Source organism: Microcoleus sp. B4-C2, from assembly GCF_036705265.1.
In the GTDB taxonomy this organism is placed as follows: Bacteria; Cyanobacteriota; Cyanobacteriia; order Cyanobacteriales; family Microcoleaceae; genus Microcoleus.
Window position 1 is genome coordinate 1 of record NZ_JAUBUB010000009.1, and the last position, 14,710, is coordinate 14,710.

The following is a 14,710-nucleotide window of genomic DNA, read 5'->3' on the forward strand; positions in this document are numbered from 1 at the left end:
TTAACTTCAAATCAACCGGGATTTATCCCTTTGTTGATTAACGGGCGACCATTGAAATCGATTAACCAGTTCTACAATAAGCGGAAAGCACGATTGCAATCCCAGTTAAAAGGGAATAGCAAAACTTCGCCCCGCATTCAGCGCTTAACTCGCTGTCGCCATCAAAAAGTTGATAATTACTTGCATCATGCTAGCCGTCTAATTATTAACCTTTTGCTAACCAAGCAGATTGGGACGCTAGTAATTGGCAAGAACGCGCAGTGGAAAACAGAAATCGAGTTAGGGAAGCAAACCAATCAAAACTTTGTTAGTATTCCTCACTCTCGATTAATTGAAATGTTGGAGTACAAAGCTCGGTTGGCGGGAATCACAGTAATTGTGCAGGAAGAATCCTACACATCCCGATCCAGTTTTTTAGGTTTAGACCCAATTCCTGTTTATGGAAAAACAGAAAAAGAGCCTGTGTTTACTGGTAAACGGATTAAGCGGGGTTTGTACAAAACGTCGAGTGGTCAGCTAATTAATTCCGATGTGAATGCAGCGTACAATATTCTCAGAAAAGCAATCCCAAATGCGTTCCGCAATGGGATAGGGAGCTGCGTAGTTCAGCCGAGGCGGGTCGATCCGCTCAAAGCAAAAGTGAAAGGGGAGGGACTTAACGCCCCCCATGTCTATAAATGACTATACTTTTGCCAGCTATAATATTAATATATAATTTGTTAACTTGTACTTAACACTATCCGGGTAAATGAGCAATCCAACTCAACTCACCCCCGATTTCACGATCGGACATCTGCCGTGTCACGACTTCCAAGTGAGCGCTGCAACTCTAGGACAGGTAGTGGCTGAAAGATTTGAGCAAGAACCCGACCTGCCGGGAGTCATTATTACTCATGAATCACAGGTATTGGGCATGATTTCTCGCGTCAAATTTCGAGAGCAAATGAGTTTTCCCGATCGCGTAGAACTTTACGGGTCACACCCGATTCGAGCCTTGTTAGATTTTATTAGAATTCCGCCTTTGCTGCTTTCGGAAAACTGGAAAATTGACGATGCTGTCCAAGCGTCTTTCAACAGGCATAGAGACTTGATTTATGAACCGATAATTGTGGTAATGGAAGACCAGAGCCACCGCCTTTTGAACATTCATACTCTGGTGATTGCCCAGTCAAAGATTTTAGCACAAACCAACAAAGCTATTCAAAAATACAGACTAGAAAGACACAAGTATTTGGCGCTGATTCAACAAGAAAGAGCGAAAGTTCATGAATGTAATGAACTTTTAAAAAGCTACCAACGTCAAGCAGAAAAATCCCAGGCTCATCCGAATTCCCATCAAGCGGCGCTGGTCAAACAAGCTGAAGAAATTGCTCAAATGAATCAGCGATTTGTGAGGATTGCAAAACTGATTTCTTCGGAAGGTCGCCAAGCATTTCAAGCTACTTTTCAAGGTGCTAATTCTATTTGCAACAATACAGATAAAATTTTGGGCGTGGGCAAAGCCATAGCTAATGATTTAGAAACGGTTAACCGCACTTCCCGAACCATCCGGGAGGCGATCGAACAAGTCAGGCATTTAGCAGTACAGGTGGCTGTAGTTACCAATCAAATGGGAAGTCAGCCCAGCGGCCTGAGTAAAGTGAGTCTAGAAATTGGCAGACTGGCAAGTAAAACTTTTGAATTGGGGACTCAAATGGAGCAAATTGCCAGCCGATTTAAACTTCGAGTTCACGAACTCACGGAGGCAGCAAGAGCGGGTGCTAATGTGGCTAAATCCGTGACTATCAAGATCGATCGCGCCGAAATGGCCCTATTAGAGTTGGAAGAATTAATAGCGGAAAAAAATTTCAATTCGTTGACCGCTATCCAAGAACCTTTGGGAGTCATAAAAAGTGTTACCGCTGATTCTTTAGTTCGAGAAATAGAACACACAGAAGTGGCGGCTTCCGAGTTGGAAGATTTAGTGAGAAATCAAGATTCCTCGCAATATTTGATTCAAAAAATTCAGCAGGCGTTGAAGTCCAAAAAGCCCTAAAATCCAAGCCAGAATCTAATGAAATATTACGATAGGAAAACAAATAAAATCACAAGAATAATTGACACTTATACTATTTCAATAATAATATTTGTTATACTGAAGGTGGGGAATTTTTCCATTCAGTTGTAAAAAGGCTATTTAATTAGCCCCAAAAACCTCTAAAAAATTCCAATAATAGTTGGAAGGACAGGTGACGTTTATGAAAATCCTGCTGGTAGAAGATGACACAGTTACAGTCAGTTTGCTGACTCAAGCGCTGGAGTCTCACAATTACAATGTGAATGCGGCAGCAGACGGTGAAACAGCGTTGCATTTGGTGCAGGCATACGATTACGACCTGATTGTTTTGGATGTGCTGATTCCTAAACTCGATGGCATTAGTTTGTGTCGAAAATTGCGATCGTCCGGCTGCCAAATGCCGATATTACTGCTGACAGCGCTAGATAGCAGCAACGATCGAGTCCAAGGTTTAGAGGCCGGTGCAGACGATTATGTGGTCAAACCCTTTAATCTCGAAGAATTAATCGCTCGAATTCGGGCTTTGCTGCGCCGGGGTAAGGCAACTTTGTCGAGTACAAATTTGACCTGGGAAAAACTGCAAGTCAACCCGGACACTACCGAAGTAACTTATGCCGAAAAAGTGCTGCACTTGACTCCCAAAGAGTACAATTTGCTCGAACTTTTCCTGAGAAATCCCCGGCGCATTTTCAGTCGCAGCGCCATCCTCGATCGCATTTGGTCGGCCGGCGAATTTCCTCAAGAAGAAGCCGTTACTGCTCACATCAAGGGGCTGCGGCAGAAGCTGAAAGCAGCCGGGATGACTGTAGATTTAGTGGAAACAGTGTACGGATTGGGCTATCGGCTCAAAAGTCTGCCGGAGGAGATTGAGAGCCAACAAGTTGGACAGGAAACGGCAGAAACTGCTAAAACTCAAGAGACTTTATCTACTGAATCCAGCGGTTCGAGCCAGGAATTAAACAAAGACGAGCGCCGTCTCAAAGTCTTGAATGCGATTGCCCAAATGCGCGGAAATTTAAAAGCTAATTTTATAGAAAAGGTGGCGATATTCGATCGCGCGATCGATCAACTCAAAAGCGGAAGCTTGGAGGGCGAAGTGCGCGAGGAAGCCCAGGCCCAAGCTCACAAATTAGTCGGTTCTTTGGGAACGTTAGGGCTGCCGAAAGGTTCGGAAGTTGCGCGCCAGATAGAACATTTGTTCAAGGCTCAAAACATCTTGAAACCGGGGACAGCCCAGCAAATTGAGGAATTTCTGCATCAGCTCAAACAGATATTCGATCGCCCGTCGCCCGAACCGGAAGGCGATTTAGTTCCTGCGGTTTCCCAAAAGCGCCGAATGCTGGTTGTTGATGATGATACTTTTGGGAGCGATCGACTCAAAACAGTAGCATCCGGTTCCGACTTCCAGATAGAAGTCGCCAACTCTCCGCAAGCGGCAAGAAATGCGATTTCTCAACAGCCTCCCGACGCGATTTTGCTGGATTTGACATTTTCCAGATCTCAGGAAAACGGACTTTCTCTATTAGCCGAACTCCGCAGTGAAAAGCCCGAAATTCCGGTAATGGTTTTTAGCGGGCACAATCAATTGAGCGATCGAATAGAAGTTGCTCGTTTGGGAGCTTCGGGCTTTTTACACAAATCTATCCCCCCAGCAGATATACTCAAAGCAGTCGCCCAACTACTCGACCAGACTGGCCCTGCTGAAGCTAAAGTTATGGTGGTAGACGATGACGTGCATCTATTGGCTGCACTGCAAGTGATTCTCCAACCTTGGGGATTTCAAGTAACAACATTGGACGATCCCGAAAAGTTCTGGGAGGTACTCGAAACGACTTGTCCGGATTTGCTAATTTTAGATGTGGAGATGCCCGGTTACAGCGGTATCGAGCTGTGTTTGGCAGTTCGCAACGATTTGCGCTGGAGCAAGCTCCCCGTGCTATTTTTGACAGCTCATTCCGAGTCGGAAACCGTGCGCCAAATGTTTGTCGCAGGTGCTGACGACTACGTTAACAAGCCGATCGTGAAACCGGAATTAATTGCTCGCCTCCTGAATCGTTTGGAGCGGACTCAACTGAGAAACAGACTGGCTCAGGCACAGCGCTAATCCCATTTTAGATTTAAAAAATTAAAGAATTGAAGAACTGGGAATGGCTGATGAGATATGGGTTTCGAGCACGTACCTACAGTTGTATTCTTTTTTTAAAATGGGATAACTAGGAGCAAATATGCAGTGCGTGTCCGAAACAAATTAGGAAGCCTTAGCCAAGACTGGGGATGGTTAGATTGTGTGATTGCGACGCGGTGCTGTTGATTAATGCTAGCCCGCCGATCGAGAACACAGGCTAATTTAGAGAAATATTAATCAGATGAAAGCGATGGTATTGCCCTCAGACACAGGCACTCTCAATAACAGCGACTGCGAACTAATTTACGCCCCAGGTTCGATTCAACCTCACGGCATCCTTTTGGTGCTGGAATCTCCGGCGTTAAAAATTTTGCAAGTTAGCAACAATACTTTTGAGGCGATGGGCCTTTACCCCGAACAACTTTTGGATAAATTTTTAGAGGAATTTGTCGAGACTGAGGAAATTGAGGCTATTGAAAAAGCTTTATTTGAAAAAGACCAACGTAATGGTATCAGATTATCATTCAAAAGTCAAGACCGCCAGTCTTTTTTTGAGGGGACGCTACATCAATCAAATTCAGCATTAATTGTTGAACTAGAGTCGGTTGTTTCTCCAAAAACGAGCGATTGTTTCAATTGTTATAATTTAGTCCAAGAGCCGATCGACAAAATCCACAAAACACCAAACCTGCAAGTGCTGTGTCAGACAGCAGTTGCAGAAGTGCGGAGGATAATCGGTTTCGATCGAGCGATCGTCTATCAATTTGATGCCACCGGGGCGGGGGAAGTTGTCGCCGAAGACAAAGTAGAAAGTTTGGCTCCTTTATTGGGACTGCACTATCCGGCTACCGATATTCCCGCCCAAGCAAGAAACCTGTTCAGCATGAATTTAATTCGGTTTATTCCCGATATTAACTGTCAGCCTGTCGAACTAATTCCTCACTGCAATCCGCTGACGGGTAGCCCTTTAGATATGGGCGGATCTTTGTTGAGAACAGTTTCGCCTTGCCACGTTCAATATCTCAAAAATATGAACGTGGCTGCTAGCATGACTCTGACATTAATCAAAGATAAAAAACTCTGGGGATTGATTGCCTGTCACCATCCAACACGAAAGTATGTCAACTACGAAACAAGAACTGCTTGCGAACTACTAGCGAAGTTTGTGAATTTAGAACTCAGCTATAAACAAGATAGCGAAAACCGGGAATATGCTATTTATTTAAAAGCACTTTGCCAAAAATTTATCACGGAAATTTATCAAAAAAACTGCTTTGTAGAAGGTTTACTAACCTACCGAGATGAATTGCTTGCCTTAGTGGGTGCTACCGGTGGAGTTGTGTGTGCCAATGAAAATTTAACAACCATCGGGCAAACCCCGGAATTGGTAGAAATCGAAAACTTAATTGCTTGGATAAAAACTCAAATAAATAATGAGGTTTTTTATACAGATTCTCTCTCAAAACTGTATCCGCCCGCCGATAATTTTCAAGAATTTGCTAGCGGTTTACTGGTGCTTGCCATGTCCGAGATGCAAAATTATTACATTTTGTGGTTCCGTCCCGAAGCACTTCAAACTGTCAACTGGGCAGGTCCACCAGAGGGAAAAATTGAATTTAAACCGGATGGCACCCGATTAATTTCTCCTCGCATTTCCTTTGAGTTGTGGCAAGAAAATGTGAGGTCAAAATCTTTGCCTTGGCAGCAGTGCGAAATCGAAATAGCCAGAGAACTTCGAGTTGCTATTACTAGCATTGAGCTGCGGAAAATCAATCAGCAGCTTAGCTTAGCTTTGTCGGCTACCAAAATTGGATTTTGGGACTGGGACGTGCAGAAAAATCACATAGTTTGGTCGAGGGAACACGAAGAGTTGTTTGGGTTGGCCCCAGGGACTTTTGCCGGAACTTATCAAAGTTTTGCAGCTTGCGTTCACCCAGAAGATTTTAAAAATATGGAGAATGCTATCAATCAGGCGATCGCCCAGCGAGGAGATTACTGTCACGAAAAGCGCGTGGTTTGGCCCGACGGCAGCATTCACTGGATGGAGGGAAAAGGTAAGTTTTTTTACAACGAAGCCGGCGATCCAGTGCGGATGGTGGGGACTGTTAGAGAAATTACCGATCGCAAAGCTAGAGAATTGCAGTTGCGCCTGTTGGAATCAGCAGTCACCACCACTAACGACGCCGTGTTAATTACCGAAGCTGAACCGATTGAGGAACCGGGGCCGCGAATTATTTATGTCAACCCAGCTTTCACGCGAATGACCGGCTATACACTAGAAGAAGTTGTGGGCAAAACGCCACGCATCTTCCAAGGTGAAAAAACAGATCGCGCCAGTCTCCATCGAGTTCGGACAGCTTTGAAAACCTGGCAGCCGGTGCGGGTTGACTCGATCAATTACCGCAAAGACGGGACGGAATTTTGGGTAGAAATGAGCATTGTCCCCATAGCGGACGAAAATGGTGAGTTTACCCACTGGGTATCAGTCCACCGCGATATTAGCGATCGCAAACTTGCTGAAGCTACCCTCCAACAGCTCAACGAACGGTTAGAAATGCGAGTTTTGCAGCGAACCAGAGAACTAGAAAGCTCTCAAGCAGAACTCCGGGAAAGCGAAGCTTTATTTCGCTCTCTGAGCGAGAGTTCACCCGTGGGCATTTTCAAAATCGATACTGAGGGGAAATGTACCTATACAAATCCTCGCTGTCAAGCAATTGGTGGCTTCACATCGGCAGCGGCTTTAGGAAACGGCTGGATGCGGTTTGTTCACCGCGAAGACCTCAAACTAATTCTGTCTAAGTGGTCTCAATCGCAATCGCTAGATGGGGAATTTTCCGGCGAATTTCGCCACATCCAGCGAGACGGAACCATTCGGTTTTGTCGGCTTAAAACAGCTCCGATTTTTTCCGACAAAGCTCAACTAATTGGTCACGTGGGCACAGTCACAGATATCACAGAAAGTCGGGCAATTGAAAAAATGAAAAATGAGTTTATTTCGATTGTCAGCCACGAACTGCGAACGCCACTTGCCTCGATTCGCGGTTCTTTAGGTTTGCTGGCGGCTGGGGTACTGAAAAATAAACCGGAAACTGCCAAACAGATGTTAGAAATCGCTTCGAGCGATACCGAACGGTTAGTGCGTTTGGTCAACGATATTCTCGACTTAGAACGGCTCGATTCGAGCCAAGTTATCCTCGTCAAGCAGTGGTGCGATGCCCAGGTTTTGATGCGGAAGTCTGCCGAAGCTGTACTTTCTTTGGCTGCTGAAAATAACATTGATTTGTTGATTTTGCCCGGAACAGCAAAAATTTGGGCTGACCCCGACAGAATCGTTCAACTGCTGGTAAATTTGTTGAGCAATGCGATTAAATTCTCCGCTCCTGGAAGTACAGTAACTCTCAGGGTGGAAGATTTGGGCGAGCGGGTTTTATTTGAAGTCAAAGATCGAGGGCGGGGGATTCCGGCAGATAAACTAGAAACAATCTTTGGACGGTTTCAACAAGTCGATGCTTCTGACTCCCGCCAAAAAGGAGGTACGGGTTTGGGTTTGGCTATCTGTCGCAGCATAGTACAGCAGCACGGGGGCAGAATTTGGGTCGAAAGTGTTGTCTCACAAGGCTGCAGTTTCTATTTCACAGTCCCTGCACCGTTGGAAGGCGAGGGGGGAAAAAGTTTGGAGGTTTGAGATTGCTTTGATAATATCTCGCGAAAGCTCAAGTTCCTGGCAACCCACGCGGGTAGGATGATTGTGGGAGGCTGATAGGTCGATTTTTATGTTCAGGGTTTAAGTAGGTGAGCGGCAAAATCTATCAACAGCGCCCGACGATTAGGACGTTTTTAAGTGCTGAAACTCTTAATTTTATTGCTTCTTCCTTTTGCTATATCTTTCAAGAAACCCGGTTGAGGAGGCAGCGTGCCTAAGTTTTTTTTCGGTTTACCATGATTAATTTAAAATTTGAGTTTTAATTATGTCAGCAAAGCGCATTCTGGTCATTGATGATGAAAAAAACCTCTGCAGCGTGATTCAGGCTTGTCTGGAACATTTAGGCGGCTGGTTTGTACTAAGCGCACCAGGCGGCAGCCAAGGATTGCTGTTAGCTGAAACTCAACTCCCTGACGCTATTCTACTAGATGTGATGATGCCGGATATGGACGGACTTACTCTGTTTGGTTTGCTACAAAACAATGTTGCTACTCGGGGGATTCCGGTGATTTTCCTGACGGCTAAGGTGCAGGCGATGGATTTGAGCAAATTTGCTGATTTGGGGGTAGCGGGGGTGATTGCAAAGCCTTTCGATCCTTTGATTTTGGCACAGCAAGTGGCGGAAATTCTGGGTTGGGAACCGTTGCTTTAAGCTGTGGCGGCATTTAAATTGTAGGTCAAAAAAAATTAAAGTCTTGTGGGGAGTAGGGGCCCTAGCGTCCCGCCCGCCCTTAATATACAATTTAAATGCGCGACAGCTTAAACTCGGGTAAAATACATCGCAGATAGCAGATCAAACTCGGCAGTTGAAACCGCTACTAGACAAACAAAGTCGGCCCAGCCCGACGGCAGAATCAAAGAGGCATTAAAGCCGGATGAGGATCAAAACTCCGCTTTCTCATTCCCTTGATTCTTGCGAAAATAACGCAGTTATGTTATTGAACCGGGTTTAGGCGTCGAGGAAAGTGCTAGTTTTTCCGGCTATTTTCATAATTTCCTCATTTTTTTGATTTAGCTTTGAGATCGATCGGTGATTCGTTCATTTAAACCCTGATTCCCTAGAAATTCTAGAGATGATCTCAGGGAGTCGGGGTTTTTTGTTACCTGCAAAGCCGATCGGCTATCACCGTATTTACAGGCAGAATAACTCCTGCAGAAGTTACACAGATTGGCCTCAAGAACGGTTTTTTTTAATCCGAGCTCACAGATGCAGCGAAGTTTTTTGGTAAAAAACCCGGTTTCAGCCTGCTAATCCAAGATTTACGCAGATTTCCCTCAGAAACCGGGTTTATTAACCCAGGAGCACAGATGGAGTCAAGTTTTTGGCTAAAAAACCGGGTTTTTGCTTAAGTATTGTAATCCCTGCTTCGGCAAAAGTAGATTTATCAAAAAAAATGATGGTCTTCATAATTTCCTCATATTTTTTAGATAAAGTTTACTCCAAGCTCAGGATCTAAAGGTCGATCGCACTCTCAGCACCATTCCACTGCCAAAGAGTGAATCTGTTGTCAGGAGAGTTCGGGAAAGTGACGGTATTTTCGATTAACGGGTGCAACAGAACAACAACCTTAATAAGTCAGGATATAGGCCCTGCATACCAAACAAACCGGGGGTTTTCGCCGGAAAAAACAGGGTTTCTTCGCCAAACCTCTCAATGTTGGCAGGATTACTCAATGCTACAAAAATTAATAACTGAAGATGTGATTCGTGCTATAGAATAACACAAAAAAAATAAGTCTGTCCTTTTGTCAAGATCCAAACTCACAATTGCCACTAACAGGCAAAGCCAAGTCTCAGTAAGTTTTTGAAAGAGTGTGGAGATTTTTTAAATGTCTGATCAGCTATCTTATAAAGGTAACAACCAGATTCTGTGCTATTACGCAAATGTTACCAACCTAGTTCAGGTGGTTCGGATTGGGAACATTCCTAATTGGTACTTTGAAAGAGTGATGTTTCCGGGACAGCGACTGATGTTTGAAGCTGCTGCAGAAGCAGTCTTAGAAATTCACACTGGTACGGTGGCAAGTGCTATTTTATCCGACAAGATTCCCTGCTACGTGCTGCGGGTTATAGAAGAGGTAAGTTCTGAGTTTGAGCTGGTGATGACCGAAGAACGATGGGCGGTATTAGCCGGTTAAAATTCATGAGAAATCAGACGAAAACGAGAAGGATCACAAAAATATTAGTTAACGAGTCTTTGGGGACAGGGAAAATGCAGAAAAATCTTGTCAATATTACCTTGGCTGTAGTCACAGAGGAAGTAGAAATTATCTTGGAGTCTTATCCGAAGCACCCATACCAACAAGCTTTTTCGCCTTCGGGATTGCGACAAGATTTAATTGCTTATGTGCTCAGCCGAGTTCCTAATAGATATACTGCGATCAACTCCGGCGAGTCTGTGTCAAACCAAACAGTTCAGGTTAGCTGTTCTTCAGAACAGTTGCTGCACATAGAAAATTTGATTCATACTGGCATTCGCGACGTGCTGCACAGCTATCAGAAGATAGATTACCCCCTACCTGAAGAAGTTAAATTCGATTCCAGAGTTGCTAGTTGGTTTTGATAGTTTATTGTCATTGAGGGAGACGCCGAGATTCTCGGCACTCTCGGTTTCTCAGTTGGGCGAGGTGAAATTGTGTACTGACGGAAAGCATCCAGGATACCCGCCACGTGATTCATCCGTCCAGAAATAAAAAACCTGTATCCGATAAATGCGCCCCCGAATTTATCCGTGGGCTCAATGCTTAAATCTAAAATCTAAAATCTAAAATCTAAAATCGATTGACTTGATGGTTCAAGACTGTTGGTAATCGCAGCAGCAGTTGCACGGGCCATTGGGATTGACAGCACAGCGCAGAATTTCCGATCGAGCATTAAAGCGACAGCTAGCATCTCCAATAACCCAGATGCCGCTTACAAAAGTTCTTTCCGTCGGCGGTGTGGCCGACTGCACGTACAGGGCAATTTTTTGCAGTTGGTAGCGGCCGGATTTGAGTTGATAGCGGTGGTGGCGTTCCAAAACAGCGTAGGTTTGTCCCTCTAAATCTAGATAGTTCCCCGGTTGCGGCGTCCAATCCAGCCGAATGCTACCTAAATATTGGCGGGGGTGAGAGAGAATCACCTCTACGGGTAAAGTATTTTGTTCCATGTGGCGGTGCGTTGGCGAACTGAACTAAAGGGGCAAATAGTTGACTCAACCTACATCTTGTTCATCTAGAAAAATAAGTTTTTATAGAGAGAGTAATTTAGGTTTAGGCGCTAAACTCACTATAGAACCTTTGGCGATCGGGGAATAGCCGACTTATCTTGGGATAGCCGACTCCCTCCACTACGTTGGGCCCAAGAGGCTAGGAAATAAACTTCAACTCGCTTGAGGTAACTCAAGTGAAGTTCGATTAGGTTTGATAAAGCAGTACACGCTGATGGTATCGCAACTCGCAGGTTCGATCGATACGCGGTTGAGATTCCTGAACAGATTTTAACTGTTTGCAGGACTTGGGGTGCTTGGGGTGCGTTTGTACTGAGGACTTCACAGCTAACTACAAACCAAACCGAATTTTTGGCAATCAAAATTCCCAAAAATATGCCATTCCTTCCATGATTCCCCAAGCGGAAGCAGAACCAGCTAAATAATGATTTTCAGTGCCGCATTCGCGATGCCATTCTAAGAGTTCTGATAGAGCATTAGCGACGATTACTCCCCGGAAATCCTGCTCAAACATACTGATATCATTGCCAGAATCACCGCAAACTAATGTTGCTTCAGATGGAATTTGTAGGCGCTTTTGTAAATAAGTAAGGGCATTGCCTTTATTGCTAGTTTGTGGTAAAATATCTACATTACTATTGCTGCTAAAAATGATTTGAGCTGGCAGTCCCGATTCAGTTAACTTTTGCTGCAAAGCCTTGATTGTCGAGCTATTTTCTGCTGCTGGTTCCAGACTATAACTGATTTTCCAAGGATTTTGTTCTTTTACGGATTGGGGTTTAAGCTGGGAAAACTGCTGTGCTAAAGAGGCGATCGCCATTTTATCCCAGTCTTGAGAAAGATACTCCGCCCAATCTAAATCGAGGATTCCGTCTTGGTAAATTTCGCTGCCTACACCTGCGATCGAATAGTCGGGTGATAGCAGTTGCTTTTGGGCAATTAATTCGCAAGTTGAAGCATAAGAACGCCCGGTAGCGTAAACCAAACAAATTTGCGATCGCACAGGTTGCAAGCGCTGGTTGAAAACTTGAGTTGCTTCGTCATCTCCGACTAGCGTGTTGTCTAAATCTGTAACTAATAAAAACTTCATTTGGGGAATTAGTCAGGAGTCAGTAGTCTGTAGTCATCAGTCATTAGTGATTGGAAATCGATCGCTTCCTAAAATAATTTTAACTATTTATAAGAATTTGTTAAACCAACTACATTTATAAGCAAGCTTATCGTTTAAGATGGGCCAGATTTAATTTTCAACAAGTGGTGTGAGTGGTATGGTGAATAATTCAACCTCCGTTAAAGCTTTTTGGCTGTCTTTCTTGATTTCTGGTGCGGCAGTGCCTTTGGGGCCGATCGCAGCAACAGCTCAAATTCAGGATACCTCAACTCCAGAAGTTGCGCTAGAAGGTAGTGCCGTCCCTACGGCTACCCCAGACGCAGCGCTGGCAGCAGGTAAGATTGAGATACCGCAGTTAGCGGCGATTACCGCAGAGACTAACTCAACAGTCGATCGCGCTTTACCCGAAACAGATGCAGCATGGGTGAATCGCGCTTTACCCGAAACAGATATAGCAACAGTCGATCGCGCTTTACCCGAAACAGATGTAAAAGTCGATCGCGCTTTACCCGAAACAGATGCAGCATGGGTGAATCGCGCTTTACCCCAAACAGATATAGCAACAGTCGATCGTGCTTTACCCAAACAAGATATAGCAAAAGTCGATCGTGCTTTACCCAAACAAGATATAGCAAAAGTCGATCGTGCAACAACAACCCCAGAAATAACGGAGGCAATTGGCGAATTGCCCCCACAGGAGTTAGAAATTGCAAACTCTCCTCAGTCTCAAAACGTTGCTGAAGCCAGCAAAGTTGCCGACATCAGCAGCGAGACGGGCACCGCTGATGACCTCAGCATACAAGAAGACGCAGCACAAGTCACTTCTGTTTCCCAACTCTCCGACGTGCGGCCGACAGATTGGGCTTTTCAAGCCTTGCAATCCCTAGTAGAAAGATACGGCTGCATTGCGGGATATCCAGACGGCACATTCCGAGGCAATCGAGCAATGACTCGCTACGAATTTGCCGCCGGATTAAACGCTTGCTTGGATCAAATCACCAAACAAATTGGCGGTTCTACTGGTAATTTAGTCAAGCGAGAAGATTTACTTGCTTTGCAAAGATTGCAAGAAGAATTTGCCGCAGAATTAGCTACATTGCGCGGTAGAGTAGATGCTTTAGAAGCCCGCACTGCCGAATTGGAGGCCAACCAATTTTCCACGACAACTAAACTAAACGGATTTGCTTGGTTTAACCTGACTGGAGCTTTTGCGGGCGATCGAGTCCGAGTTGAAGCAACAAATGGAAATGCTGCTCCGCTCGATCGAGTAGCCGGACGCGATCCTGTCACCAACAGACCAATTGTGCAGAGAGTGGACGATCCAGAAATCACTTTCAGTCAGTTAGTTTGGTTGACTCTCACTACTTCCTTTACAGGGAAAGACGAATTGATTACACAGCTAGCTGTAGGTAACGGCAATTCCCCCGCCAACCAGTATACTTCAACGGGTTTTTTCAATACATTCGGCACTCCTTTTCTCGATCAAACTGCCGGAGCAAATCCCAATGAAGTTATCCTGCGGGAACTTTCCTATCGGTTCCCGCTTACCAACAGCTTGCAAGTAGTAGTCGGGCCGCGGATTAATTTTTACCGCTACTTTGACAACAATAAATTTAACTTTTTCGTAGACGGTGCGAGCAGCTTTAATTCTAACAACAGCCCTTTGTTAAGCGCTACCAGACGCGGTGCCGGTGCTTTGGCTTTGTGGGATATCGGCCGCGCATTGAAACTGCGTTTTGGTTACTTGGGCGAGAGTACAGAATTTTTGCCAACTTCCGTGTTTAATTCGGCTTCCAATCCGTCTCAAGGCTTGTTTGACGGGACAAATACGACTACAGCAGAATTAACATTCAGTCCGAGCGATCGGACTAATTTGCGCTTTTTGTACAGCCGTTCAAACATCCAGCAAATCGGCGGCTTAATTGGATCTCCTAACAGCAAGCCGTTAAACGGTGTGGCAGATGACGGTTTTGGTGGTCGGCTGGGGAATGCGACTGCGAATACTTATAGTTTCAATTTCGATTGGTCAGTCACTCGCGGTTTTGGTCTTTTCGGCCGTTACGGCTACGCCGAAACCAATATATTTCCCAAGACTAACCGACCCGACGGCACGATCAAAAATCAATCTTATCAGTTAGGAGTTGCATTTCCCGATTTGTTCAAAGAAGGAGCTTTGCTTACGGTGTCATATTTAGTACCTTTTGACTTTACTGGCGGTCGGAGGTTTCTGGTTTCTGGCGGGGGTAACGGTGGCACGCAGTACGAAATTGAGGCAACTTATTATTTTCCTCTCACCGACCATGTTTCGATCGTACCAGCATTTTATGCGATCGGCAATCCCAACAATTTCGATAACAACCCGACAATTTTTGTGGGCAATTTGCGGACGCAGTTTAGTTTTTAAGTAAGTTAGGGCTGACTTGAACATAATTATATAGCAATCCTCAATGAGTCGTAAATTTTTTACCCCACCCAACCCTCCCCGAACCCGCGGAGAGGAAGTAAGA

General features: G+C 44.9%; 11 protein-coding genes. 8 read left to right on the forward strand and 3 right to left on the reverse strand.

All coding sequences use genetic code 11. The features are described from left to right. The 7 genes from QUB20_RS05325 to QUB20_RS05355 form a co-directional block, all read left to right on the forward strand. Positions 1 to 681 (forward strand): transposase (locus tag QUB20_RS05325; RefSeq protein ID WP_333291215.1); only part of this gene is annotated, 681 nt, incomplete at its 5' end. A 67-nt stretch (positions 682 to 748) separates the two neighbouring features. Next, complete coding sequence (locus QUB20_RS05330; protein ID WP_333248667.1) at positions 749 to 2,035, forward strand: chemotaxis protein; 1,287 nt, start codon at positions 749 to 751, stop codon at positions 2,033 to 2,035. 202 nt (positions 2,036 to 2,237) lie between these two features. Next, positions 2,238 to 4,160 (forward strand): response regulator, encoded by a 1,923-nt coding sequence (locus QUB20_RS05335; protein WP_333248670.1) that lies wholly within the window; start codon positions 2,238 to 2,240, stop codon positions 4,158 to 4,160. A 262-nt stretch (positions 4,161 to 4,422) separates the two neighbouring features. Continuing rightward, entirely contained in the window at positions 4,423 to 7,866 is a 3,444-nt protein-coding gene (locus QUB20_RS05340) for a PAS domain S-box protein (RefSeq protein WP_333248672.1), read from the forward strand. 283 nt (positions 7,867 to 8,149) lie between these two features. Continuing rightward, positions 8,150 to 8,536 carry a response regulator gene (locus QUB20_RS05345; RefSeq protein ID WP_333052261.1) on the forward strand — a complete coding sequence of 129 codons (387 nt, stop codon included), beginning with the start codon at positions 8,150 to 8,152 and terminating at the stop codon, positions 8,534 to 8,536. Between the two features lie 1,177 nt (positions 8,537 to 9,713). Further along, the gene (locus tag QUB20_RS05350; RefSeq protein WP_333243174.1) at positions 9,714 to 10,022 is read left to right on the forward strand and encodes a DUF1830 domain-containing protein; all 309 of its coding nucleotides are present in this window, start codon (positions 9,714 to 9,716) and stop codon (positions 10,020 to 10,022) included. A 74-nt stretch (positions 10,023 to 10,096) separates the two neighbouring features. After that, positions 10,097 to 10,447, forward strand: coding sequence for a late competence development ComFB family protein (locus QUB20_RS05355; RefSeq protein ID WP_333248675.1), 351 nt, complete (start codon positions 10,097 to 10,099; stop codon positions 10,445 to 10,447). A gap of 231 nt (positions 10,448 to 10,678) precedes the next feature. Here the strand turns inward: QUB20_RS05355 and QUB20_RS05360 are convergent, their stop codons facing one another. The 3 genes from QUB20_RS05360 to QUB20_RS05370 all read right to left on the reverse strand — a co-directional run bounded on the left by QUB20_RS05360 (position 10,679) and on the right by QUB20_RS05370 (position 12,182). Next, complete coding sequence (locus tag QUB20_RS05360; RefSeq protein WP_333248678.1) at positions 10,679 to 11,032, reverse strand: DUF6464 family protein; 354 nt, start codon at positions 11,030 to 11,032, stop codon at positions 10,679 to 10,681. A 119-nt stretch (positions 11,033 to 11,151) separates the two neighbouring features. Then, complete coding sequence (locus QUB20_RS05365) at positions 11,152 to 11,463, reverse strand: hypothetical protein (RefSeq protein WP_333291217.1); 312 nt, start codon at positions 11,461 to 11,463, stop codon at positions 11,152 to 11,154. Next, positions 11,451 to 12,182, reverse strand: coding sequence for a sucrose-phosphate phosphatase (locus QUB20_RS05370; protein ID WP_333248681.1), 732 nt, complete (start codon positions 12,180 to 12,182; stop codon positions 11,451 to 11,453). Before QUB20_RS05370 ends, QUB20_RS05365 begins: the two co-directional genes overlap by 13 nt. A gap of 178 nt (positions 12,183 to 12,360) precedes the next feature. Between QUB20_RS05370 and QUB20_RS05375 the strand changes: the two genes are divergently transcribed. Continuing rightward, positions 12,361 to 14,607 carry an iron uptake porin gene (locus tag QUB20_RS05375; RefSeq protein ID WP_333248684.1) on the forward strand — a complete coding sequence of 749 codons (2,247 nt, stop codon included), beginning with the start codon at positions 12,361 to 12,363 and terminating at the stop codon, positions 14,605 to 14,607. Positions 14,608 to 14,710: the final 103 nt, after the last annotated feature.

What these genes read in the sequence shown, in the direction of transcription:
- QUB20_RS05345 (WP_333052261.1), top strand. Translation starts at nt 8,150, where the DNA reads ATGTCAGCAAAGCGCATTCTGGTCATTGATGATGAAAAAAACCTCTGC.
- QUB20_RS05355 (WP_333248675.1), top strand. Translation starts at nt 10,097, where the DNA reads ATGCAGAAAAATCTTGTCAATATTACCTTGGCTGTAGTCACAGAGGAA.
- QUB20_RS05370 (WP_333248681.1), bottom strand. Translation starts at nt 12,182, where the DNA reads ATGAAGTTTTTATTAGTTACAGATTTAGACAACACGCTAGTCGGAGAT.
- QUB20_RS05350 (WP_333243174.1), top strand. Translation starts at nt 9,714, where the DNA reads ATGTCTGATCAGCTATCTTATAAAGGTAACAACCAGATTCTGTGCTAT.
- QUB20_RS05360 (WP_333248678.1), bottom strand. Translation starts at nt 11,032, where the DNA reads ATGGAACAAAATACTTTACCCGTAGAGGTGATTCTCTCTCACCCCCGC.
- QUB20_RS05330 (WP_333248667.1), top strand. Translation starts at nt 749, where the DNA reads ATGAGCAATCCAACTCAACTCACCCCCGATTTCACGATCGGACATCTG.
- QUB20_RS05335 (WP_333248670.1), top strand. Translation starts at nt 2,238, where the DNA reads ATGAAAATCCTGCTGGTAGAAGATGACACAGTTACAGTCAGTTTGCTG.
- QUB20_RS05375 (WP_333248684.1), top strand. Translation starts at nt 12,361, where the DNA reads ATGGTGAATAATTCAACCTCCGTTAAAGCTTTTTGGCTGTCTTTCTTG.
- QUB20_RS05340 (WP_333248672.1), top strand. Translation starts at nt 4,423, where the DNA reads ATGAAAGCGATGGTATTGCCCTCAGACACAGGCACTCTCAATAACAGC.